The sequence below is a fragment of the Pseudorhodobacter wandonensis genome, from assembly GCF_001202035.1.
GTDB lineage: Bacteria > Pseudomonadota > Alphaproteobacteria > Rhodobacterales > Rhodobacteraceae > Pseudorhodobacter > Pseudorhodobacter wandonensis.
The window spans coordinates 148,104-171,007 of record NZ_LGHT01000004.1; the positions used below are offsets into that span (position 1 = coordinate 148,104).

General features: G+C 56.6%; 22 protein-coding genes. 14 read left to right on the forward strand and 8 right to left on the reverse strand.

Going from position 1 to position 22,904, the window contains the following annotated elements:
• The first annotated feature begins 1 nt into the window (after position 1).
• Entirely contained in the window at positions 2 to 1,270 is a 1,269-nt protein-coding gene (locus tag AKU79_RS00830) for a glycerate kinase type-2 family protein (RefSeq protein WP_050521683.1), read from the forward strand.
• A 91-nt stretch (positions 1,271 to 1,361) separates the two neighbouring features.
• A complete protein-coding gene (locus AKU79_RS00835) occupies positions 1,362 to 1,697 on the forward strand; it encodes a hypothetical protein (RefSeq protein ID WP_050521684.1) in 336 nt (111 codons plus the stop codon).
• A 57-nt stretch (positions 1,698 to 1,754) separates the two neighbouring features.
• Here AKU79_RS00835 and AKU79_RS19420 read toward each other — a convergent pair whose 3' ends face one another.
• The 4 genes from AKU79_RS19420 to AKU79_RS00855 all read right to left on the reverse strand — a co-directional run bounded on the left by AKU79_RS19420 (position 1,755) and on the right by AKU79_RS00855 (position 5,831).
• Positions 1,755 to 2,066: a hypothetical protein gene (locus AKU79_RS19420; RefSeq protein ID WP_050521685.1), complete on the reverse strand. Its 312-nt coding sequence runs from the start codon at positions 2,064 to 2,066 to the stop codon at positions 1,755 to 1,757.
• A gap of 918 nt (positions 2,067 to 2,984) precedes the next feature.
• The gene (gene tdh / locus AKU79_RS00845) at positions 2,985 to 4,025 is read right to left on the reverse strand and encodes an L-threonine 3-dehydrogenase (RefSeq protein ID WP_050521686.1); all 1,041 of its coding nucleotides are present in this window, start codon (positions 4,023 to 4,025) and stop codon (positions 2,985 to 2,987) included.
• Between the two features lie 41 nt (positions 4,026 to 4,066).
• Positions 4,067 to 5,260 carry a glycine C-acetyltransferase gene (locus AKU79_RS00850; protein ID WP_050521687.1) on the reverse strand — a complete coding sequence of 398 codons (1,194 nt, stop codon included), beginning with the start codon at positions 5,258 to 5,260 and terminating at the stop codon, positions 4,067 to 4,069.
• 268 nt (positions 5,261 to 5,528) lie between these two features.
• Positions 5,529 to 5,831, reverse strand: a complete 303-nt coding sequence (locus tag AKU79_RS00855; RefSeq protein ID WP_156209365.1) for a hypothetical protein — start codon at positions 5,829 to 5,831, stop codon at positions 5,529 to 5,531.
• Between the two features lie 365 nt (positions 5,832 to 6,196).
• Here AKU79_RS00855 and arfB point away from each other — a divergent pair, with 365 nt between their 5' ends.
• The 5 genes from arfB to AKU79_RS00880 all read left to right on the forward strand — a co-directional run bounded on the left by arfB (position 6,197) and on the right by AKU79_RS00880 (position 10,807).
• On the forward strand, positions 6,197 to 6,619 hold the full coding sequence (gene arfB, locus AKU79_RS00860) for an alternative ribosome rescue aminoacyl-tRNA hydrolase ArfB (RefSeq protein ID WP_050521689.1): 423 nt from the start codon (positions 6,197 to 6,199) through the stop codon (positions 6,617 to 6,619).
• Positions 6,616 to 7,875, forward strand: a complete 1,260-nt coding sequence (locus AKU79_RS00865) for an aspartate aminotransferase family protein (protein ID WP_050521690.1) — start codon at positions 6,616 to 6,618, stop codon at positions 7,873 to 7,875. Before arfB ends, AKU79_RS00865 begins: the two co-directional genes overlap by 4 nt.
• Positions 7,872 to 8,810: a phosphotransferase enzyme family protein gene (locus AKU79_RS00870; RefSeq protein ID WP_050521691.1), complete on the forward strand. Its 939-nt coding sequence runs from the start codon at positions 7,872 to 7,874 to the stop codon at positions 8,808 to 8,810. Before AKU79_RS00865 ends, AKU79_RS00870 begins: the two co-directional genes overlap by 4 nt.
• A complete protein-coding gene (locus tag AKU79_RS00875; protein WP_050521692.1) occupies positions 8,807 to 9,265 on the forward strand; it encodes an NUDIX hydrolase in 459 nt (152 codons plus the stop codon). Before AKU79_RS00870 ends, AKU79_RS00875 begins: the two co-directional genes overlap by 4 nt.
• A gap of 72 nt (positions 9,266 to 9,337) precedes the next feature.
• Positions 9,338 to 10,807: an inorganic phosphate transporter gene (locus AKU79_RS00880; protein ID WP_050521693.1), complete on the forward strand. Its 1,470-nt coding sequence runs from the start codon at positions 9,338 to 9,340 to the stop codon at positions 10,805 to 10,807.
• 142 nt (positions 10,808 to 10,949) lie between these two features.
• Here the strand turns inward: AKU79_RS00880 and pncB are convergent, their stop codons facing one another.
• On the reverse strand, positions 10,950 to 12,242 hold the full coding sequence (pncB, locus tag AKU79_RS00885; protein ID WP_050521728.1) for a nicotinate phosphoribosyltransferase: 1,293 nt from the start codon (positions 12,240 to 12,242) through the stop codon (positions 10,950 to 10,952).
• Between the two features lie 117 nt (positions 12,243 to 12,359).
• Here pncB and argC point away from each other — a divergent pair, with 117 nt between their 5' ends.
• Positions 12,360 to 13,268, forward strand: coding sequence for an N-acetyl-gamma-glutamyl-phosphate reductase (gene argC / locus AKU79_RS00890; RefSeq protein WP_050521694.1), 909 nt, complete (start codon positions 12,360 to 12,362; stop codon positions 13,266 to 13,268).
• On the opposite strand, the gene pncA is transcribed toward argC, so the two are convergent.
• Positions 13,265 to 13,876, reverse strand: a complete 612-nt coding sequence (gene pncA / locus AKU79_RS00895) for a bifunctional nicotinamidase/pyrazinamidase (protein ID WP_050521729.1) — start codon at positions 13,874 to 13,876, stop codon at positions 13,265 to 13,267. The genes argC and pncA overlap by 4 nt on opposite strands.
• A 67-nt stretch (positions 13,877 to 13,943) precedes the next feature.
• Here pncA and trhO point away from each other — a divergent pair, with 67 nt between their 5' ends.
• The 3 genes from trhO (at position 13,944) to AKU79_RS00910 (ending at position 16,240) form a co-directional block, all read left to right on the forward strand.
• Entirely contained in the window at positions 13,944 to 14,849 is a 906-nt protein-coding gene (gene trhO, locus AKU79_RS00900; RefSeq protein WP_050521695.1) for an oxygen-dependent tRNA uridine(34) hydroxylase TrhO, read from the forward strand.
• A gap of 112 nt (positions 14,850 to 14,961) precedes the next feature.
• The gene (locus AKU79_RS00905) at positions 14,962 to 15,402 is read left to right on the forward strand and encodes a c-type cytochrome (RefSeq protein WP_050521696.1); all 441 of its coding nucleotides are present in this window, start codon (positions 14,962 to 14,964) and stop codon (positions 15,400 to 15,402) included.
• 70 nt (positions 15,403 to 15,472) lie between these two features.
• Complete coding sequence (locus AKU79_RS00910) at positions 15,473 to 16,240, forward strand: NYN domain-containing protein (protein ID WP_050521697.1); 768 nt, start codon at positions 15,473 to 15,475, stop codon at positions 16,238 to 16,240.
• On the opposite strand, the gene AKU79_RS00915 is transcribed toward AKU79_RS00910, so the two are convergent.
• The gene (locus tag AKU79_RS00915; protein WP_050521698.1) at positions 16,213 to 16,428 is read right to left on the reverse strand and encodes a hypothetical protein; all 216 of its coding nucleotides are present in this window, start codon (positions 16,426 to 16,428) and stop codon (positions 16,213 to 16,215) included. The genes AKU79_RS00910 and AKU79_RS00915 overlap by 28 nt on opposite strands.
• Before the next feature lie 35 nt (positions 16,429 to 16,463).
• Positions 16,464 to 17,501, reverse strand: coding sequence for a glycosyltransferase (locus tag AKU79_RS00920; protein WP_050521699.1), 1,038 nt, complete (start codon positions 17,499 to 17,501; stop codon positions 16,464 to 16,466).
• A gap of 111 nt (positions 17,502 to 17,612) precedes the next feature.
• Between AKU79_RS00920 and accD the strand changes: the two genes are divergently transcribed.
• The 3 genes from accD (at position 17,613) to AKU79_RS00935 (ending at position 22,903) form a co-directional block, all read left to right on the forward strand.
• Positions 17,613 to 18,536, forward strand: coding sequence for an acetyl-CoA carboxylase, carboxyltransferase subunit beta (gene accD, locus AKU79_RS00925; protein ID WP_050521700.1), 924 nt, complete (start codon positions 17,613 to 17,615; stop codon positions 18,534 to 18,536).
• A 32-nt stretch (positions 18,537 to 18,568) separates the two neighbouring features.
• Positions 18,569 to 19,801: a bifunctional folylpolyglutamate synthase/dihydrofolate synthase gene (locus AKU79_RS00930; protein WP_408002826.1), complete on the forward strand. Its 1,233-nt coding sequence runs from the start codon at positions 18,569 to 18,571 to the stop codon at positions 19,799 to 19,801.
• Positions 19,802 to 20,050: 249 nt separating this feature from the next.
• Positions 20,051 to 22,903, forward strand: a complete 2,853-nt coding sequence (locus AKU79_RS00935; protein ID WP_050521702.1) for a monovalent cation/H+ antiporter subunit A — start codon at positions 20,051 to 20,053, stop codon at positions 22,901 to 22,903.
• Position 22,904 lies beyond the last annotated feature (1 nt).

Consider the following 22,904-nt stretch of genomic DNA (forward strand, 5'->3'; position numbering starts at 1 on the left):
CATGGACGCACGCCACGACCCCCGCAAGTTTCTGACAAGGCTGTTTGAAACGGCCGTTGCGGTTGCCGATCCTATGCGGGTCGTTGCCGCCTATTTGCCCGAACGCCCCAAGGGGCGGCTATTGGTTATTGGTGCGGGCAAGGCCAGCGCGCGCATGGCCGAAGCGGTCGAGGCGGCTTATGGCCCCTGTGAGGGGTTGGTAATAACACGTTATGGCTATGGTCGTCCCTGCAAAGGGATCGAGATTGTTGAGGCCGCGCACCCCGTTCCGGATGCTGCCGGTGTGACGGCAACACAACGGATGCTGGACCTTGTTCAGGGGCTTGGGCCGGATGACCTTGTTCTTGCGCTCATCTCAGGTGGTGGGTCTGCACTGCTATGCGCGCCCGCCAAAGGTTTGACGCTGAAAGACAAGATTGCTGTCAACCAAAGCTTGCTTGCCTCCGGCGCACCGATCGGCGAGATGAACATCCTGCGCAAACACCTTAGCCGTGTTAAAGGCGGTCAGTTGGCAGCGGCATGTTATCCCGCACGGCTTCTCAGCCTTTTGATTTCAGACGTGCCCGGCGATGATCCCAGCCAGATCGCTTCTGGCCCCACTGTGGGCGATCAAAGTACCCCGACCGATGCCTTGGCAATAATTGACCGATATGGCTTGTCTGTTCCGCCGCAAGTGCGTGCTGCCGTTACCCGGTCTACTGTTGTCGCGCCGGGTGATCCACGCTTGGCGCAGGCCGAAACGCGGATTATCGCGGCCCCGTCGCATTCGCTCGAGGCTGCAAGGCAATTGGCGGTCGCAGATGGTCTTGAAGTGCGCCTTTTGGGCGACGCTTTGGAAGGCGAAGCACGTGATCTGGGCGCGGCGCAGGCGCAAATGGCGATGTCACTCCAATCCGCGATGTCGGTGACGGATAAACCCATCTTGTTGCTATCGGGTGGCGAGTGCACAGTGACACGGCGGGGCAAAGGGATCGGGGGGCCGAATGCAGAATTCACCTTATCCGCAGCAATCACCCTGAACGGTCAGACGGGCATCCATGTCCTTGCTTGCGACACCGATGGCGTAGATGGCGCCGCCGAAGTCGCAGGTGCCTATGCAGGGCCCGAAACCTTGAAGCTGGCACGACAAAACGGCATCGACCCCATGGCCGCCCTTACCGCAAATGACGCTCACAGCTTTTTCGGGCAACTGAGCAGCCAGATCATCACAGGCCCGACATTGACCAACGTCAATGATTTCAGGGCGATCTTGGTGATGCCGCAGGGTTGACCTGCGCTTTAACTCTTGAAGCCGCTCCGAATAGGGCGGCTTCTTTTTGCCCTAACAATTCCGGCCCTCATGGCGCTAAAGGTGGCTGCCAATGTCTTGCGAGACGACTTTGCCCAGCGCGCTTGTGCGTCTTCAATCAGGTATCGCCTGCAAGGTATTAGAATCCTTCGTGAACACGTTTGCCTTTGGCCATATTGCTTTCAAGGGTCGCATGGGTGCTTTTCAACTGAAAACGTTTTTCTTGCCCAAAGGCTCTGTCGCCTTTGAAACAATTTTTCGCGCATCCAGCAGCTTTGCCACTTCGTTCAGTGTATCATGTTTGCGTGCAATATCGACTGTCGAAAACAATGACCGAGTGAAGATCATTTCCCAATGGGTCGAGATCGCTGCAGCTTTGAAAGGCATGATGTTAAGCACCTTAGGATAATCGATCAGGCCAAAACGGTCTTGTGGGGTGATGAATTCAGTAATCTTGTCGATATATTTAGTGTGTGTAGGTAAAAAAACAAACCCGGGCTGCCCAATCCCCAAGGCTTCGATTTGGGGCGCCCAGATCAACGGGGGCTTGCGTGGCAGAGTACAGGTTGATGATGCGGCCGACGCTTCCCAAAAGGGGCAACAAGTATTTGGTCAGCGCGTAAGGCGCAATCGTGTTCACCCAAAATCGCAGATCCTGCCCATCGGCGGTAACCACTTGCGTAGGGTGGCGCAAAGGTAAGATTTCATCGGCAACCCCTAAAGCAATACAGCTGGATTGGCCCGCGAGCAGGCCGCTAAAAACAAACGGATCAATCATCTGACCTGCGTCCCTAAAGGACGGAACATTTGATTTGCACTTCGCGCAACCGCACCGATGCAAACCTGAAATCTTCGGTCTTGCGAACCCGCTCCTATTGACTGGTTATCATTGGCACTGGCCCAGCCGTGCATCCCTCCAAAGGCGCGAGAAGCTCAGGCGGTTCGGGCATAGCCCTCGCCGTCGCAAGTGCGCGATTGGCCATGCTGGAAAACATGCTGGGCACAGGCCTGTTGCGACATTTGCGCCGTAAAATGTCCTTGTCAGTAGGGGCGGATATCCTGCCCATTGCCATCAAGATGCAACCCTTGCGGCCTTAGGAAAGGCGACAGTCGTGGCAAAAAGGCTTTTTGTAGTTTACGGCCCCAAGCAGATTACCGACAAAATCCAAGTGCTCTGCGCATCATTAATTGCGTTTGACTATTTCTCAGAAAGAACGTCGGCAAGCAAAGCAGGACACGAAAATGGCTGGATCCGGCATATCGATCTTCCTTAAGCGGGGCGTCCTCCGTGAACTGGCCCGAGGCAATCTGGTCAGCTTCGCGCCGGACGATCGGCTTGACCGAGAAACCGCGCTTAGGGTGGTTTACCCTAAATCGAATGTGCTAATTGCCAATGTGAGGGTTTGATTAATTTCCTGCCCGATAGAGCAGGAGACATCCTAGTACTACTCGGCTAACGGCCCGGATGGGGCCAGCCGATGAAAGCCGTTCATATTGCGCTCCGAAAGTACCGCATTCCAATTCTATGCGACCTACCTACCCCAACGATACAAAAGCATGCAGATGCCCGCGCTAGGCCGCCGGGCCATATGTGGAACAACCGCAGGAAAGCGAAATGCGCTGCTGGGATGGTTCCGCACACCGCACTGGAATTTCATGCACCAGCGATGTGCGGAAATTTGTCTCTCTGCGTGACCTATTCTGTCCAGTCCATCACAACCTTGCCAGCCGTTCCCGATAACATGGCCTCAAACCCGCTTTCAAAATCATCGGCTTTGATCCGATGGGTAATCAGTCCCGAAAGATCGAGGCCCGACTGTACAAGTGCAATCATCTTGTACCATGTCTCGTACATTTCGCGGCCGTAGATGCCTTTGACGTTCAACATCTTGAAGATGATCTTGTTCCAATCCACCGCGAATTCGGTGGGTGCAATTCCCAACAGAGCTATCTTGCCGCCGTTGTTCATCGTATCGATCATATCGCGCATCGCTATGGCAGAGCCCGACATTTCCAGCCCGACATCAAAGCCCTCGGTCATGCCAAGCCGTGCCATCACATCTTTCAACTTTTCCTCATTGGCGTTGACGACATGCTGGATGCCCAGTCGCCTCGCAAGATCGATCCGGTAAGGGCTGATATCAGTGATAACCACTTTGCGCGCCCCGGCCTTTTGCGCCACCAAGGCCCCCATGATGCCAATCGGCCCTGCGCCTGTAACCAGAACGTCCTCACCAATCAGATCAAAAGACAAAGCGGTATGAACGGCATTGCCAAAGGGGTCAAAAATGGCAGCAATCTCATCGGGTACATCATCGGGGATGGGCACTACATTCGATTCCGGTATGCAAAGATATTCGGCAAAACTGCCGGGCCGGTTTACACCCACGCCCTGCGTGTTGCGGCACAGATGCCCCCGCCCTGCCCGACAATTCCGGCACGTGCCGCAAACGATATGGCCTTCGCCAGCAACCCGCTGACCGATGCGATACTTTGTTGCCGCTGCCCCACAATCGACAATCTCGCCGCAGAATTCATGGCCGACAACCATCGGGACCGGCACGGTTTTGGCCGACCAAGCATCCCATTTCCAGATATGAACATCTGTACCACAAATTGCGGATTTCCGCACTTTGATCAACACATCAGCAGGTCCCGGCGTAGGCACCGGAACGCGCTCCATCCACAAACCTGTTTCCGCCCTTGCCTTGACCAAAGCTTTCATTTCGTTTGACATATTCACTCCTCCTTGTCGTGCCGGGCTAGCTTTCTAGGGGCTTAACGGTTCAACAGGCCCAATTCCTGACCAACTTCGGTAAATGCGACAATCGCTGTTTCCAAATCCTCGCGGCTGTGCGCGGCTGAAATTTGCGTCCGGATACGGTCTTGGCCGCGCGGCACCACAGGAAAGCTGAACGGCGCCACATAGACACCGCGCTGGTCCAACCGCCGCGCCATCTCTTGGGCCAGCGCCGCATCGCGCAGCATCACCGGAACAATAGGATGTTCGCCTGGCAAAAGCTCAAAGCCGGCGACCGTCATTTGAGCGCGGAAAAACGCGGTATTTTCAACCAGCTTGGCGCGCAGGTCGCCCGAAGCGTCCAGCATATCCAGAACGCGCAGGCTGGTTGCCGCAATCACCGGTGCCAGTGTGTTCGAAAACAGATAGGGCCGCGAGCGTTGGCGCAGCCATTCGATGACCTCGGCCTTACCCGAGGTATACCCCCCCGAGGCCCCGCCAAGCGCCTTGCCCAATGTGCCGGTCACAATATCAACCCGCCCCATGACGCCGCGATATTCTATGCTGCCCCGCCCTGTTTTACCCAAAAAGCCAATGGCGTGGCTGTCATCGACCATGACCATCGCGTCATATTTCTCGGCCAGATCACAAATCTGGTCCAGCTTGGCGATATAGCCGTCCATCGAAAAAACACCATCGGTCGCGATCAGGCGAAAACGGGCATCTTGGGCGGCTTGCAAATGGGCCTCTAGCTCGGCCATATCGGAATTGGCGTAGCGCAGACGCCGCGCCTTGCACAGCCGGATGCCGTCGATGATCGAAGCATGGTTCAGTGCGTCGGAAATGATCGCGTCCTCTTCGCCGAGCAGGGTTTCGAACAGGCCAGTATTGGCGTCGAAACAGCTGGAATAGAGGATGGTATCTTCCATACCCAGAAAGGCCGAAATCCGGGCTTCCAGCGCTTTATGTTCCTCTTGCGTGCCGCAAATGAACCGAACCGACGACATGCCGTAACCATACTGGTCCAGCGCGGCCTTGGCTGCCTCTATCAGATCGGGGTTGTCGGACAAACCAAGGTAGTTATTGGCGCAAAGGTTGATGACCCGCCGCCCGCCGCGCAGTTCTACAGCTCCAGCTTGCTTTGAGGTGATAATCCGTTCGGATTTGAACAAACCTGCGGCCTTCAACCCGTCAAGTTCTTGCGAAAGATGCTCTGCAAAGCTGTGGCTCATTGGTTTACCTCGGTCAAAAATATCTGGGTGGAAATCAAAATCACGATATAGCATGTCCGTCCGTGTTCAACGCCGAACTGCGCACCAGTTACGTGGCGGTGCAGCAGAGCCGCCGATAGTAGGCGTTTAATTCAGCCAATTTCTGCACCCCATCAAACAATTCTGGATACTTATGGTTTCAGACCGCCCTGAAGTCGTCCAAGAACCAAAGAGCTTGCAATTGCGGTTAGAAAACGGGGCATGCGCAAACCAGCACTATATGGTCTGATCAGAAATTGAGCGCGGTCGTCCACCGCACGATTGACAGATCATTCCGGTTTGCAATGTTTTGCGCAAAGCTCTGCAAATCTTGTCCGCTATCGATCACCGAACAAAAAACAGTGCCTGAAGCACTGCACTTAACGGAAATCGGTACCGCTCCGATGGCCTCAAACTCTTGGAATATGGCACGTGTGCCGGCCCAAAAATCCTCGACAGAAAACTCAGCCTCAAAGCTGATCTTTTTTCCCGGAAAATCCTGCCGCAGTCGATGAATTGAAACGATAGGAATACTACAAGCCTGCTCCGTCATGGCGCCCTCCAAAATGAATCGAAGGGCCGTCAGCGCCTTCGCTTTAGCTGCATTTGTTTCGCGCCCGCAATCTGCATATCAAATCGGCGCGTTCGTGTGAGGCCTGCTATTGCATTGCGCAGAACCAGTCAAGCGCAACCATACATGGTTCGGTTGCGCTGTTGCTAAAGACCCAAATGCAACGAGGCAGAGCTGCACGCCACCTGTGACGGCCCGCTAGGCTTGCTTTGAAAGGGATGCTCAGGCCCAATCCTTTTGACTTGGGCCATACAGATCATTTACGCGGTTGCCACGCTCGGTGAAAATCAATCGCTTTTGCCTGACGCCCCCCTTTCGCTCGACGTTATTTCGAGTAGGGTCACCGCATGTTACGGATCAATGATGAGATAGCCCTTGCGGATTGGGAGCTGTCAGAAAGCTTTACGCGCGCATCTGGCCCTGGCGGGCAGAATGTGAACAAGGTTTCGACGGCTGTAGAACTGCGGTTTGAGGCAGAGCGGTCGCCCCACCTGCCCGCCCCGGTGAAAACCCGGTTGAAACGGCTTGCCGGCAGGCGTTGGACCCTGGACGGGGCGATCGTCATCCGCGCCGAGGAAACCCGCAGCCAGATCCGCAATCGTGAAATTGCGCGCGAACGGTTGGTCGAAATGATCCGCGCTGCCTTGGTTGCGCCGAAACGACGGATTGCGACCAAGCCGACCTATAGCAGCCAAAAGCGCAGATTGGCCGCCAAATCGGTGCGCGGCACTGTAAAATCCCTGCGGGGCAAAGTGGAGCCTGAAGAATGAGTGAAACGATTACCGACCGTCGCGCCCGCCTGATGGGGCCGAATGTGCCAACATTCTATCGCACCCCCGTGCATATCGTGCGGGGTGAGGGCGTTTGGCTGTGGGATGCCGCGGGCAAACGGTACTTGGATTGCTATAACAACGTGCCGCATGTGGGGCATTGCCACCCCGCAGTGGTGGGCGCGATTGCAAAACAGGCGGCTGTGCTGAACACCCATACCCGCTATCACCATGACCTTGTGCTGGACTATATTGAACAGCTGACGGCGCGGCTGGGCCACGGCATTTCACAATGTATCATGACCTGCACCGGGTCCGAGGCGAATGACATCGCCTTGCGCATGGCGCAGGCGGTGACGGGCAAGATCGGGGTGATCGCCACCGATAACACCTATCACGGGAACACGACCGCGACCTCGGCTTTGTCATCACGCCGCCCTCCGATTGGGGGGTACCCGGCGCATGTCCGGCTTGTGCCTGCACCTGATAGCCTGCGTAATCCCGACCCCGATGGCAGCATTTTCGCGGAACATATCAAAGCGGCGATCAAAGATCTGAACGCTTGCGGTATCGGATTTTCAGGGATGATGCTATGCCCGGCATTCGCCAATGAGGGCATCCCGACTGTAAAACCTAGGTTCTTTGCCAAGGCCGAGGCAGAGATCCGCGCAGCGGGGGGGCTGATACTATGCGATGAGGTGCAACCCGGTTTTGGCCGTATGGGCAGCCATTTCTGGGGGCACGAGTGGCTGGGCCTAACCCCTGATGTGGTAACATGTGGCAAGCCGATGGCGAATGGCCACCCTGTTGCCGCCGTGCTGGCGCGGCCGGATGTTATGGCGGCCTTTCGCAATGCCTTTGGCTATTTCAACACATTTGGCGGCAATCCGGTTTCTGCGGCGGCCTGTATTGCTACGCTGAAGGTGATTGACGACGAGGGATTGCAAGACAATGCGGCGCAAACATCTGCCTATGTGATGGAACGCCTGCGCGCCTTGCGCCATCCGTTGCTGGCCGAGGTGCGGGGCGTGGGTATGTTCTTTGGCGCGGAATTTGTACTGGACAGCAACAATACGCCTGCGACAGCATTTGTCGAGAATTTGGTAGAGGCGATGGTTGCCAAAGGCTTTATCCTGAACCGGATTGGCCGCGCCGGAAACACGCTTAAAATCCGCCCTCCGCTGCCATTCGGGCGTGAACACGCTGATCGATTGATTGATGCACTGAAAAACGCGTTACAAGAGGTGCCTGTATGAGCATCGAACAACTGGCGGCTGAGGCGGCCGAACATTGGGGTGGCAAGCCGCTTGCCCTGATCCGCAACCGCGAGAATGCGGTGTTTCGAATGGCTTTACCGAACGGCGACCTTGCGGCTTTGCGGCTGCACCGCATCGGCTATCAGACTGCGGCAGCGATTGAATCCGAGCTGTGGTTTTGTGGGGCCTTGGCTGGCGCGGGTTTGCCAGTGCCGCGGGCATTGCCTGCGCAGAATGGCGCGGCGCTGGTGGTGTTGCAAAGCGGGCGCATTGCTTCGGCGGTGGAATGGCTATCCGGTGCGGCGCTCGGAGAAGCCGGTGTGCCGCTGGCGGGCGGGGCCAAGGATCAAGCAGCACAGCATTATGCACTGGGCAAGCTGTTGGCGCGTGTACATTCGGCGACCGAGAGATTGAACCTGCCGCCCAGTTTTGACCGCCCCGCGTGGGATGTTGATGGGCTGACGGGCGAGACACCATTTTGGGGCCGGTTTTGGGAGCACCCGGCGCTGATCGGTGCAGAGCAGGCCGAAATGCAAGCAGCCCGTGATTTTCTGCGCTCCGGTTTGCTCGCCCATGCGAAAACCGCTCCACTGATCCCAATCCATGCCGATGTGCTGCGCGAGAATATTCTGGTTGACGGCAAGGCGCTGTCGCTGATCGATTTTGACGATTGCGGGCTGGGGTTTGCGCTGTATGACCTTGGCACCGTTTTGTCACAAAACCTTTACGAACCTGCCTTTGCCGAGATCCGGGCAGCATTGATCGACGGCTATCAAACTTTGCGGCCGGTTGAGGCGCGTATGGTCGATTTGTTCACCTTGGCGCGGAGCCTGGCCTCGGTAGGATGGACAATGCCACGGCTTGCGCCGGATGATCCTATCATGCGCAGCCATATTGCGCGCGCGTTGCTGTGCGCAGGTCGTATCATCCAATGACGGCAAGGGTGTTCCGCTTTGTCCACAGTCTGTTTTACCGACCGAATCTGCTGCAGGTCGCAGCACTCTGCTGGCGTCAGAACGGGGAAGAACGGCAATTTTTGTTAATCCGCAGCCTTGATAGCAACCGCTGGATTATCCCAAAGGGCTGGCCGATGCGCGGCAAAACCCTGGCCGAGGCAGCCGCGATCGAAGCATGGGAGGAAGCAGGCGTAAAGGGCCGTGTTTCACCCAAGTCAATGGGCAGTTTCCACTACGAAAAACTACGCGGAACGGGTGTAAAGCAATCTTGCGATGCGCGCGTATTCGACCTGCATGTCACGAGCCTTGAGCCGCAATTTCCCGAAGCCGAGCTGCGCAAGCCCAAATGGTTCTCGGCAAAAGATGCGGCCAAACGTGTGCGAGAGCCTGAATTACAGGCCCTTATTCTTGGCCATTTGGCCAAACAGCCTTGATCGTCGTTGTTTCTGCGCAAAAAACAAGCTAACAGCCAGCGAATTGTAACGTTCGCATGACAGGCCTTCAAAATGACCGACCGCCCTGTAAACCAGTGGAAGACGCTGGACAAAGACCTTAACCGCATCTCGCATCTAGAGCAGGCCACACATTATGTGGCACGCCCATTGATCGCGCCCGGGCTTGGCCTAGCGTTCATCGTGATTGTGGCCGTTATCGCGGCAATCTTGACGGGCGGAAGCCAAGACCAGCTGGTGGTGATCTCTGCGGCTGTGTTTGGGGCCTATATGGCGTTGAACATTGGTGCGAATGATGTTGCCAACAATATGGGCCCGGCGGTGGGTGCGAATGCTCTGACCATGGGTGGCGCGATTGCGATTGCCGCCGTGTTTGAAACAGCCGGCGCGTTGATCGCAGGCGGGGACGTGGTTTCCACTATTTCCGGCGGCATCGTTTCACCTGAAAGTCTTGCCGATCAGACCACCTTTATCTGGGCAATGATGGCAGCGCTGATTTCGGCTGCGTTGTGGATTAACCTAGCAACATGGATGGGCGCACCGGTTTCGACGACGCATTCGGTCGTGGGCGGCGTGATGGGTGCGGGTATTGCGGCAGCTGGCATGGCTGCAGTGAACTGGCCGACGATGGGGCAAATTGCGGCTAGCTGGGTAATCTCGCCCGTTTTGGGCGGTGCGATTGCAGCGTTGTTCTTGGCATTCATCAAGGCCAAGGTGGAACAGGCCGAGGATAAAATCGCCGCTGCCCGACTTTGGGTGCCAATTCTGATTGCGATTATGGCGGGTGCATTTGCAGCTTATCTGTCAATCAAAGGTTTGAAAAAGATTGTCAGCATTGATTTGCCGACCGCGTTGCTAATTGGCCTGGGCGTTGCGGTTGTGACGCAGATCATCACCAAGCCGTTGATCCGTCGGCAATCGGAAGGGCTGGAGAACCGCAAGAAATCCCTGAAAAAGTTGTTTGGCTGGCCGTTGGTGGCATCGGCGGCACTGCTGTCATTTGCACATGGGGCGAATGATGTGGCCAATGCGGTTGGACCACTTGCCGCAATTGTGCATGCTGTGCAGGACTTTGACGCCTCTAGCAAAGTGCAGATTCCGCTTTGGGTGATGGTAGTTGGCGCGGCAGGGCTGTCGTTCGGCCTGATGCTGTTTGGGCCAAAGCTGATCCGCATGGTTGGAAGTCAGATCACCAAGCTGAATCCGATGCGGGCCTATTGTGTCGCACTTTCAGCGGCGATCACCGTGATCGTTGCGTCTTGGCTGGGTTTGCCTGTCAGCTCAACCCATATCGCGGTTGGGGCGATTTTCGGGGTCGGATTTTACCGCGAGTATCACGCTGAAAACCGCGCGCGTAAGCTGGGCATCCTAAAGGGCAAACCGGTCGCCGTCGAAGAGCGTCGCCGCCGCAAACTGGTTCGCCGCTCGCATTTTCTGACCATTGTCGCGGCTTGGGTCATTACGGTTCCCGCAACGGCGGCGCTTTCAGCCCTTGTGTATGTCGGCCTTTCGCTGCTGGCATAGTCTTGCCGCTCCTGACCAAGTTGGTTAGGCGCGGTGCCGATCTCGTCATCAGCTGAAAAACATTGATATTCAGGTATTTGAAAAGCGTTCAGGCCCGGCCGTCCGGCCAAGGCGCCCCATTTCCCGCGCAAAAGACCAGAGTTTACACGATAACGTCTTGGGCCTTTTGTGCACCTACATCGAACACCCGCTTGTAGCGCGCGATTTCATCCGCAGGGCCCATCGCCTTGTTGGGGTTATCGCTAAGCTTGACGGTGGGTCGCCCGTTGGCCGATATCGCCTTACAAACAAGGCTGAATGGCGCCAGCGCGTCCTCGGCAACAAGCCCACGAAAGTCATTGGTCAGCATGGTGCCCCAGCCAAATGACACTTTTACCCGGCCTGCGAACTGTTTGTGCAATTGCTCGATATTATCCACATCCAGCCCGTCCGAAAAGATTACCAGCTTCTGACGCGGGTCTTCGCCGCGTTCTTGCCACCACTTGATTGCAGTTTCCGCACCCGTTGCGGGGTCACCGCTGTCAATCCGAATGCCGGTCCATTTTGCTAGCCATTCCGGCGCGCGGGCCAAAAAGCCTTTTGTGCCATAGGTATCGGGCAGAATTATGCGCAGATTGCCGTCATGCTCTTCGTGCCAATCGGCAAGAACCTGATAGGGTGCTTGGGCCAATTCGGCATCACTCTCGGCTAAGGCACTGTAAACCATCGGCAACTCATGGGCGTTAGTGCCAATTGCTTCGACCTCGCTGCGTTTCGCAATCAGGCAATTTGACGTTCCGGCAAAGGCCTCGCCCAGCCCCTCTTGCATCGCCTGCACACACCAATCCTGCCACAAAAACGAATGGCGGCGGCGGGTGCCGAAATCCGCAATCCGCAACCCGTCAATATTGCGTAAACGTTCGATTTTTTCCCACAGCTTGGTCATGGCGCGGGCATAAAGCACCTGAATTTCGAATTTGCCCATATGCCCCAGAACGGCCCGACCACGCAATTCCATCAGCACCGCCAAAGCGGGAATTTCCCACATCATGACCTCGGGCCATTTGCCCTCAAACGTCAGCTCATACTGACCATCGCGCTTTTCAAGATGATAGGGCGGAAGGCGAAGCTGCTCAAACCACTCTATAAAATCGGGACTAAACATCTGACGCTTGCCGTAGAACGTATTGCCCCGCAGCCAGGTGCTTTCGCCCCGCGACAGGCTGAGCGTGCGAATATGGTCAAGCTGTTCGCGCAACTCACCCTCATCAACCAAGTCGGCGAGGCGTACCGATTGGGTGCGGTTGATCAAGCTAAACGTCACAGTGGCATCGGGTTTGTTGCGAAACACCGACTGGCACATCAAAAGTTTGTAAAAATCAGTATCGATCAAGGACCGGACAATCGGATCGATCTTCCACTTGTGGTTATGCACCCGCGTTGCAATATCGACCATCATCCGCCCCCAACTATTGAAATTCCGTTAAATCAAGCTGTTCAGCCCTTGTCCAGCTTGGCGAACGCGGCGCAAGCGTGTAAACAGGGCGCCAATCACAGCAAAAGGGGTCTGGATATGAGCGCGAAGGTCTTTATCGACGGCGAAGTTGGCACAACTGGCTTGCAAATCCGCGACCGCCTGGCTGGGCGCAATGACATCACGCTGATCTCATTGCCCGACGATCGGCGCAAAGATGCGGGCGCGCGGGCCGATGCCTTTGCACAGGCCGATATTGCGATTTTGTGCTTGCCCGACGACGCCTCGCGCGAGGCGGCAGCGATTTGTGCCACCTTGCCGACGCGGTTAATCGACGCCAGCACAGCGCACCGTGTGAACACGGATTGGGTTTACGGCTTTCCCGAACTCGTGGCGGGCCAGCGCGCGGCGATTGCGGGGGCGAAACGGGTGTCAAACCCCGGTTGCTATTCAACCTGCGCAATTGCGTTGCTGCGGCCGTTGACCGATGCAGGCTTGATCGGGGGGGATGACGATCTGTCGATCTTTGGTATTTCGGGTTATACAGGCGGCGGCAAGGCAATGATTGCCGAGTATGAAAAGGGTGAAACGACTGGCAATTTTGTGTACGCCACCACGCAGCACCACAAACACATGCCCGAAGTGATGCATTACGGCGGCGTCAGCCAGTCACCGATTTTCGTGCCGTCTGTCGGGCAATATGCCCAAGGCATGATTGTGCAAATCCCGCTGCACACCAGCCGCGCGGTAGAGCTGCACACAGCATTGACGGCACATTATGCAGGCAGCCAGTTTGTATCCGTGCGCCCGCTCGATCAAATGCAGGCCCGCGAAAACCCGCAGACGTTGAACAACACCAACAAACTGGAGCTGTCGGTGTTGGGTGACGCAGCCGATGGCCGCGTGGTGTTGTCGGCCGTTCTGGATAACCTTGGCAAAGGTGCCTCGGGCGCTGCCGTGCAAAACCTGAACATTATGTTGGGGCTGGATGAAGCGGCTGGTCTTTAGGCCAGTACCACCCCAACCGCTTTCATCTGTGCAATCATGCCCGCCAGCGACCCGTCAAGGTCTATGGCGCGGCAGAGGTCAATCTGCACTGTAACGTCAAACCCCAATTTGGCTGCATCCAGTGCCGAATAGGCCACACAGAAATCAGTCGCCAAACCAACCAGCGTCAGCTTGGTTAGGCCGCGATTTCGCATATACCCCTCAAGCCCCGTGGGCGTGGTTTGGTCATTTTCAAAAAATGCTGAATAGCTATCGATCTGGGGGCGAAAGCCTTTGCGGATAATCAGATCGGCGCGGTCAGCATTCAATGCGTTATGGAATGCCGCGCCATCAGTGCCTTGCACACAATGGGTAGGCCATAAAACCTGCGGGCCATAGGGCATTTCAATCGTGCTAAACGGGTCCGCGCTGTGGTTGCTGGCGAAAGATGAATGTCGCGCCGGATGCCAATCTTGCGTCAGCACCACTGCGCCAAAGTCAGCCATCCGCGCGTTGATACCTGCGACAATTTCATCCCCACCCTTCACCGCAAGCGCGCCACCGGGGCAAAAATCATTCTGCACATCAATCACAATCAGCGCATTAGTCGTGGGCAGCGCGTTTGTCATGGGAACCTCATCTCCTGCGTCAACTGATACCTTGCCTTTTTGCGCAAGCCACGGCAAGAGAATGCCCATGTTTACAATCGCAGCACTCTATCATTTCACCCGTTTCCCCGACTTTGCAGCCTTGCAACAGCCGCTGCTGGCCTTTGGCCGCGCGCATGGCATTCGCGGCTCGCTTTTGTTGGCAAGCGAAGGCATCAATGGCACGATTTCCGGCGACCGTGTCGGCATTGATGCGATTCTGGCCTATATCCGCGCACTTCCGGGCTGTGCGGATCTGGAGCACAAGGAAAGCTGGGCCGAGGTTGAACCCTTTGGCCGCTTTAAGGTGAGGCTGAAAAAAGAAATCGTGTCGATGGGCCAGCCCGATATCGATCCGCGCGCCCGTGTTGGCCATTACCTGAACCCCGAGGAATGGAACGAGCTGATATCTTCACCGGATGTCGCGGTTATCGACACCCGGAATGACTATGAATACGGCATCGGCACCTTTGAAGGTGCGATTGACCCCGAAACCAAATCGTTCCGCGAGTTTCCGGCGTGGTGGGAGGCGAACAAGGACCGCTTTCACAACAAGCGCATCGCAATGTTCTGCACGGGCGGGATTCGCTGTGAAAAATCAACGAACTACCTGCTTGGCCAAGGCGTTGAGGATGTCTATCACCTGAAAGGCGGCATCCTGAAATACCTTGAGGATATGCCGCAGGAAAAAAGCCTGTGGAACGGCGAATGCTATGTGTTCGATAACCGCGTGTCGGTGGGCCACGGGCTTGTGCCCGGTGACTACACCACCTGCCACGGCTGCCGTCGCCCTGTTTCTGCCGAGGATAAAACCCGCCCCGAATATGAAGAAGGCGTGTCTTGCCATCAGTGCATCGATGAGCACACGGACGAAGATCGCGAACGGTTCCGCGAGCGCCAGAAGCAGATCAAACTGTCGCGCGAACGTGGCGAACGGCATTTGGCCGACGGTTAAGCGCCTGATCATCTGACATTCGCGTGAAGTCCCGTCGATTGTCCGGTTGAAAACTTGGCGGATAGATCGAAGCCGTTATACTCCGTTGTGAAAACCAACAGGAGACAGCCCAATGCGATTCGTAGCCAAAGCCCTGATTATTAGCCTAACCTTGACTGCCGGAGTTGCCATTGCCAAAGACGGCGTGCAGGACCCAACTGTAAAAGCCCGTATGGACCTGATGGATAGCATCGGCATGAATACCAAAATTTTGGGCGATATGGCGGGTGGCAAAGCCGCGTTTGATGCTACCGCAGCCGAGGCCGCGAAAGCTGCGCTGATCGCTGCCGCTGGTGAAATTCCGGCCAAGTTCGAAGTTGAAGCCGATGATCCTGTGTCCGAGGCGCGCCCCGACATCTGGATGAACATGGAAGGTTTCACTGCAAAAGCCAAAGGCCTGGAAACCGCTGCTGGCGCGATTGATGTCGCCTCGGTCGAAGGCGTTCAGGCCGGTATGGGGGCTATTGGCGGGGCTTGCAAAGCCTGTCATTCGGACTTCCGCGCCAAGAAATAACAGGTACACAAACCACTGTTGCTCGCAGGTTGGTTCCTTTAAGGTCATCGCAACAACGAAAGGACCTACAATGGCTGACCTGCGTGCGCCACGGCTTGCCGTGTTGATTGACGCCGACAATGTGCCCGCCTCATATGCCGAAGCGATTTTTGAAGAGATTGCAGGTCTGGGTGAGGCCTCGGTACGCAGGATTTATGGCGATTGGTCAGCACAACGTCTAGGCGGGTGGGCACGCAAAGTGGCCGCTTTGGGGCTTGTGGCCGATCAGCAGTTTTCAAACACACGTGGAAAGAACGCCTCCGATATAGGTCTGGTCATTGCAGCGATGGACTTCCTGCATTCAGGCCTCTTTGACGGGTTTGTACTGGTCAGCTCTGACAGCGATTTCACCCGCCTTGCTGCGCGAATTCGCGAACAGGGGTTGGATGTTTATGGCATCGGCGAAAAGAAAACCCCCGAGGCGTTTCGTATGGCCTGCAAGCGCTTCATCTATGTCGAAAACCTCGGTAATGATGATCAAAGCGATGAGCGCCCTGCCCCGCCAAAGCCCGACCGTGGCATGATGCCCGAAATGCCGGCAGAACCTGCGCCTGCCCGTGGCGCAAAAGAGGCGCCAACCAATGCTATCCCCCTTATTATCGCCGCCATGCGCGCGATTGACCCCGAGGGCGAATGGTACTCGCTAGGTCAAATCGGCCAATATATCACCCAAGGCGCGCCAGATTTTGACACGCGCACCTATGGCAGCGCCAAGCTTTCTGACCTTGTGCGGAAAATCAGCCGGTTTGAGGTGAAATCCGGTCCCGGAGGTCAGCTTTTGGCGCGAGATGTGGCTTGATCCAGGGCTTGGACGAACATGCACATAACCTGCGCGCAACAGGTGGTAGGCACCACGGCGGTATAGGCCCAGCCCAGTTTGCTTTGTGACGGTTCCAGTGTTTTGCCTTTGGCTAAACCCGGAATGTCGCGTCCTTTCAGCAACGATCCGATCACCGCGCCAATTTCGGGATCATCTGCGATATGCATTTCTACCCCGATCCGCCGCGCATTCGCCTGGCGGGTCAGGCGTAAGAATGCCGTTGCTGAATAAAAGAACCGCAAGCTCTTGCCATCGGTTTGCAAATCCACCTGCAAGCAAAGCGGAATATCCGACCGAATATCGGCATAATCTGCTGCCAATAATCCCGATTCCGCGCTGCTTTTAAGGCCAAATCGGGGGTCGCGGCTTGAACATGCGCCAGACGCTGCGGCCCCGCATAACGCTCACCTTGCCACTCCAACTGGTTTCGTGCCCATTCTGGGAAGGCAAGCTGCAAAGGCGACGCATTCCAGAATTTATCTGGCCCAATTGCATGCACGATAACAGCATTACGTGCGCCTGGTGCGACCACAGGATGGTTAAAACGCAGGTCAAGCAGATGCACAGGCACCCCATTTGATGCCGCCAGGAAATACATAGCCAACTCGTCAACCGAGGTCGTGTTGGTTTGTGCAAGCAACCGTGCCGCCATGGCATATAGATCGGCCGTCGTAATGCGCCCCCCGCGCGCCATACCGATAACGCCGCCATTCAACAGGGGCAAACTGCCATCACCCCGCAAATCGGCAAATTCCTCCATCACCTCGGCCCGCCGCGCAAAGGCACCTTCGGGCAAAGGCCGCCACGCCAGCCTGTCAAAATTCCAAATCTCGGCCAAATTGCCTTGCACCAGCATATCAACATCAAGCCACAGGCATTTATCATAATCGCTCAGCACATCAGGCAGTTCGAACTTGGCAAAGATCATCGGGCTGAACTGCGCTTGAACCCTGCTTAAATCAGCCTTTTTGCCAAAGCGCCGCGCAATAATATCGGCACCATAAGGGCGAAACTCCATATTCGGCCAAAGTGCGCGCAGCTGATCTTGTTGCACCAGCGACAACCCGTCGTGGAACGCCACAAACGCACCAGAAAAATCAGAGTTATAACGTCGAAAACCCGCAATCAAACTGCCCAAGGCAAAGGCATGGTCGTTCGTGACTGCGCAGACAATCGCGCGACGTTCCTTTGGGTTCTGACCTGCCACGCGGCGCCTCTGTGCTATGTCCAAATGCAGCATGCAACCCTGCTACGTATCTTTCAAGCTGTTGCAGGCTGCCATCCCATTTGCATTTCCGTGCCCTTAGGCTTATTTGAAGTGCAAGCAGAGTGACCAAAGGGCCAAGCACAGATGAACTGGATCACCAACTACGTCCGTCCGACCATTAACTCGTTGTTTTCACGGCGCGAAGTGCCCGAGAACCTTTGGACCAAATGCGCGGAGTGCGGCACCATGCTGTTTCACCGCGAATTGCGCGACAACCTGAACGTCTGCACCAGTTGCGATCACCACATGGCGATCACACCGCGCGAACGCTTTTCCGCCCTTTTTGACGCTGGACTTTTCACCGAGGTAAAAGTGCCCGAACCGGTCGCCGACCCGCTGCATTTCCGCGACCAAAAGAAATACCCCGAGCGTATGAAGGCCGCGCAGAAATCGACGGGTGAAAAAGACGCGATGCTGGTGGTCGAGGGTGAAATTGCGCGCACGCCGATCGTGGCTGTGGGCCAGGACTTTTCCTTTATGGGCGGGTCAATGGGCATGTATGTTGGCAACGCAATTCTGGCTGCTGCCGAACGCGCGGTAAAGCTAAAGCGGCCACTGGTGCTGTTTTCGGCGGCGGGCGGCGCGCGAATGCAAGAAGGTATCCTTAGCCTGATGCAAATGCCGCGTACCACGGTTGCGGTGCAAATGTTGCGCGAGGCGAAACTGCCCTATATCGTGGTGCTGACACATCCGACCACAGGCGGGGTTACAGCCTCTTATGCGATGCTGGGTGATGTGCAAATTGCCGAGCCCAACGCGCTGATTTGTTTTGCCGGACCTCGGGTGATCGAACAAACCATCCGCGAAAAACTGCCCGAAGGGTTTCAGCGCGCTGAATATCTGCTGGATCACGGGATGCTTGACCGCGTGACCCACCGCAAGGATTTGCGCGATGAGCTGGTCACGGTGCTGCGCATGCTAACCAAGCAATCGCCTGCCGTGCATGGCGATTTACCAGCGCCCGAGGCAAAGCCGGTCGCGGCCGAAAAGAAAGCACCAGCAAAGTGAGCGGCATCAGTTCTGACGTGTTGTTGGAACGGATGATGACGCTTCATCCGAAGATTATCGACCTGACGCTGGACCGCGTAGAGCGGCTGCTGGCGGCGCTTGGGCATCCTGAACGCGCTTTGCCGCCTGTGGTGCATATTGCCGGCACCAATGGCAAAGGCAGCACGCAGGCGATGATCCGCGCGGGGCTAGAGGGCGCGGGGCTGCGGGTGCATGCCTATACCAGCCCGCATCTGGCGCGGTTTCATGAACGCATCCGGCTAGCGGGTGCGTTAATTGATGAGCAGGCTTTGTCGACGCTGCTGGATGAGTGCATTACGGCAAACGGCCCCGATGCGATTACGTTTTTTGAAGCTACAACTTGCGCCGCGATGCTGGCGTTTAGCCGCGTGCCTGCTGATTATACGTTGCTGGAAGTGGGTCTTGGCGGGCGGCTGGATGCAACGAATGTGGTGGACAGCCCTGCGTTGACCATCATCACGCCGGTGTCTGTCGATCATCAGCAATATCTGGGCGATACGCTGCCGCTGATTGCGGCCGAGAAAGCCGGAATCATCAAGCGCGGCGTACCTTGTGTCGTTGGCCCACAAGCGCCCGAAGGCCTTGAGGTGATCGAGGCCCGCGCCGCCAAGCTGGGCGCGCCGCTGCATGTATTTGGCCAGCACTGGCATTGCTTTGCCGACCGCGGGCGGATGGTGTTTCAGGATGAAAACGGCTTGCTGGATTTACCGCTGCCCAACCTGCCCGGCCCGCATCAGATACAAAACGCCGGAGCCGCACTGATGGCGCTGCGTTTGTTAGGGCAAGGCGATGCCGAGACTGCCGTGACCCGCGCCGAATGGCCTGCGCGTATGCAGCGCTTGCGGGTTGGGCCGCTGGTCGAGGCTGCGCCCGAGGTCGAGCTGTGGCTGGACGGCGGCCATAACCCTGCAGGCGGCGAAGCGGTGGCCGCGACATTGGCCGCGATGCCCAAACGCCCGACGCATCTGATTTGCGGGATGCTGAACACCAAAGACATTGGCGGCTATTTGCTGCCTTTGGCGAAACATGCGGCCAGCCTGACGGCAGTATCTATTCCGGGTGAGGCGGCGACTTTGCCAGCCGAGGCAACTTGCGCCGCGGCACGCAAGGAAGGGATGCAGGCCGTTGAGGCGGCGTCGGTGCTGGAGGCTTTGCGCGCGATTGCGCAACGCGAGCCCCAAGCACGGGTGCTGATTTGTGGATCGTTGTATCTGGCGGGGCAAGTGCTGCGCGAGAACGGATAGGGTGGCGGGGGCGCTCGCGCCCCCCTTCGCCTGACGGCGAATTCCCCCCTGAGGATATTTGCGCCGAACAGAAAGTGGTGCGTTGTCGGGGTGCGGCCTGTGGCCAAAGAGTAAAAGGCGGCTGGTTTGCCTTGACAGACGGATAGCTGTCGCACAGTTAAAGATACACTGCTAAACCGTGACCTTAGCCGATAGCGTTTGGCCTATGTCACCCAACTGACGACCCGAGCAAAGAACGGAACAAATAGAATGTCCCTTGCCCTGATCGCCGCATTGCCATTTCTTGGCGCGCTGCTCCCTGGTCTTTTGATCCGCGCGGGGCGCAATGCCTGCGCCACCGTTACCGGACTGGTAACCGCATTTGCCTTGTTAGGGGTTTTGCTCCACGCGCCAGCGGTGATGCGCGGCGAGGTGGTTACGGCGCGGCTTGAGTGGTTGCCTGCACTGGGGCTGAATGCCAATTTCTTTCTGGACGGGTTGGGGTTGTTGTTTGCGGGTTTGATCCTTGGGATTGGCCTGCTGATCATTCTCTATGCACGGTTTTACTTGTCAACCAAAGACCCGATGGGGCAGTTTTACACCTATCTGCTGCTGTTCCAAGGCGCGATGGTGGGGATTGTTCTGTCTGACAACATTCTGCTTTTGTTGATTTTCTGGGAATTGACGAGCCTTAGTTCATTCTTGTTGATCGGGTTTTGGAAGCACTTGCCCGAGGGCCGCCAAGGTGCACGGATGGCGCTGACTGTGACCGGTGCCGGCGGTTTGGCGATGATCGCAGGGATGTTGATATTAGGCAATATTGTTGGGTCCTATGACCTGACGGTGATTTTGCAAAACAAAGAGCTGATCCAAGGGTCTGACTGGTATTTGCCCGCGCTGGTGCTGATTTTGATCGGGGCGTTTACCAAATCGGCGCAGTTTCCGTTCCATTTCTGGTTGCCGCATGCGATGGCGGCACCGACGCCGGTTTCGGCCTATCTGCACTCGGCCACGATGGTTAAAGCCGGTCTGTTTCTGATGGCGCGGATGTGGCCAGTATTGGCTGGAACGCCCGAGTGGTTTTACATCGTGGCGACCACCGGCCTGATCACCATGATCATGGCCGCCAAGATCGCGTTTTTCAAAGATGATCTAAAAGCACTGCTGGCATTTTCGACAGTATCGCATCTTGGCCTTATCACCATGTTGTTAGGCTTTGGTACAGCCGAGGCGGCAACGGTTGCTGTGTTTCACATCATAAACCACGCGACCTTTAAAGCCGCCCTGTTCATGAGCGCGGGAATTGTTGACCATGAGGCGCACACCCGTGACATCAAGCGGCTAGGCGGTTTGCGGCATCTGATGCCGATCACCTTTACGATCGTTTGCGTAGCTGCGCTGTCGATGGCGGGAATTCCGCCACTGAACGGGTTCCTTTCAAAGGAAATGATGCTGGAAGAAACGGTGCATACGGTTTGGTTGGGCAATCATTGGGTAATGCCCGCGTTGGCCACGCTGGGCGCCATGTTCTCGGTTGCTTATTCCTTTCGGCTTATCGCCCACACGTTCCTTGGGCCGGTGCGTACAGATTACCCAAGCAAGCCGCATGACCCCGGCTTTGGTATGTGGGCGGCACCTGCCATTCTGGCGGTGTTGGTTGTGGCGATTGGCGTAATGCCGATGACAATGGTTGGTGATCTGGTGCGCACCACGGCAAGCGCCGTGATTGGCGGCGAGGCCGAGGTGTATATCAGCCACTGGCACGGGTTTGTTCCGGCACTTTGGCTGTCGGTTTTTGCGGTTGGCTCGGGCTTTGTCTTGCTAGGTTTGCATCGCCCTTTTGAAGCGATGTGGCTTTCCACCCCCCGCCCCGAGGCAAAAGCGATTTTTGACGCCATTCTGGAACCGTTTGCCATGGCAGCACAGGCCATTACGGACCGCCTGCACGACGGTTCGCTGGCGCGTTATTTGGCGGTGGCGACGCTGGCTATTTTGGCGGTCGGGTATTACGCGTTTGAGTCTGGCGTCCATAGTTCTGGCACACGCACATTGACAATAATCGAGCCCGTGGCCGCAGTTGGTTGGCTGTTGTTGATCGGGGCCACTGCGTCATTGTTCAACTATCACCGCAACCGGCTTTTAGCTTTGGTGCTGGTAGGGGTGATCGGGTTAATGGTCTCGGTCGGTTTCGTCTACCTTTCTGCACCAGATCTCGCGCTAACGCAGATCAGTGTTGAGGTAGCCACTGTGATGCTGCTGTTGCTGGCCCTGAACTTTTTGCCCAAGGACAGCCCTGTGGAAAGCACAGCAGGGCGGCGCGGGCGTGATGGGATGATTGCAGCAGCAGCAGGTATCGGCATCGGCGCGCTAATTTATGCGCTGATGATGCGCGATTTCGCCTTTCCGACGATTGCCGATTATCATCTCGCCAATTCCAAACCCGGCGGTGGCGGAACGAACGTGGTCAACGTGATTTTGGTTGATTTCCGTGGTTATGATACGTTTGGCGAGATCACTGTACTGGGCATCGCTGGATTGGTAATTTTTGCGCTGGTTGAAGGGCTGCTGCGTGGTGGTGCTGCAAATGACCGGTTGCTCGCTTGGGTCCCGGATCAGAAACGCGCCGGTGATCGCCACCCGTTGATGCTGGTTGTGGCCACGCGGATGATCTTGCCGATTGCGTTGATGGTGGGCGTCTATATCTTTCTGCGCGGGCATAATGAGCCGGGCGGCGGGTTTATTGCAGGGCTGGTCGTGGCGATTGCGACGATCATGCAATATATGGCGTCGGGCTTTGGCTGGGCGGCGGCGCGGCAACGGATTGACTATCACGCCCTTATCGGTTGGGGGGTGACGATTGCGGGCCTGTGTGGCATCGGCTCTTGGTTCGCAGCACGGCCGTTCATGACCAGCAGTTTCGGCTATTTCAAACTGCCCTTCATCGAAAAGTTCGAGCTGGCCACGGCGGCCATATTCGATCTTGGTGTGTTTTTGACCGTGGTCGGCGCTGTGATGCTGGCCTTGGCTTCGATCAGCCGGATCGCAATTCGTGCGGGTGAGACGGTGAACATAGAGCCGTATGATATTCAACCGGATGAAGAGCAAACCGAGGGGGCGCGCTGAT